1 protein-coding gene is annotated in these 885 nt (G+C 60.8%); it reads left to right on the forward strand.

What is annotated here, in order from left to right:
• A partial coding sequence (locus ACYP5B_RS48950) for a transposase family protein (RefSeq protein WP_459574689.1) occupies nucleotides 1–795 on the forward strand: 795 nt, incomplete at its 5' end.
• Between the last annotated feature and the right edge of the window lie 90 nt (nucleotides 796–885).

Here is an 885-nt window from a genome sequence, read left to right on the forward strand (position 1 = left end):
AAGCCGGTCGCGTTCTACAGCGACAAGGCGGGCATCTTCCGGGTCAATCAGCCGAATGCCACCGGGGGTGACGGCTACACGCAGTTTGGGCGCGCGTTGTTCGAGCTGAACATCGACATCCTTTGCGCCAACACCAGCCAGGCCAAGGGCCGCGTGGAACGGATGAATAGCACGCTGCAGGACCGTCTGGTCAAGGAACTGCGGCTGCGTGGTATCTCGTCTCAGGCGGACGCCAACGCCTTCGTACCAGCCTTCTTGGTCGACTTCAATGGGCGCTTTGCCAAGCCGCCCAGAAGCGACTTTGATGCGCATCGCACAGTGCGAGCCGATGAGGACCTGGAGCGCATCTTTACCTGGCGCAAGTGGCGTAAGGTGTCGCAGAGCCTGACGCTGCAGTATGACAAGCGGTTGTACTTACTGGCAGACCGGCCCGAGCATCGCCGCCTGATTCATCGCTATATCGAGGTCGCGGAGTATCCGGACGGCAGGATCGAGCTCTGGGCCGATGGCGCTACCCTGCCCTACACCACCTATGACCGGCTGTCAGAGATCGACCAAGGCGCGATCGTCGAGAACAAGCGTCTCGGTCACGTACTGCGCGTGGCGCAGGAGATGCAGGCCAAGCGAGATAGCCGACGCAGCGCCGGCGCCCCCGCCAGGACCAATTCAGGCACGCCGCCGCGGCCTCACAAGGCCGCCCCGGGCAAGAAACCTCAGCGACAGCTCAACGCCACCGACTTGCATGCTGTGCTCGAAACAGCTTTCAAAGCACCACTGCCTTACGGGAAACCCTAAAGAAACAAGCCAAGAAACCCCAAAACCACGCGCTCTGAATCGGACATTTCAACTTGGCCAAACACCGGACGTCTCAATTTAGCCTGGACA

The organism is Cupriavidus sp. 8B, from assembly GCF_054589115.1.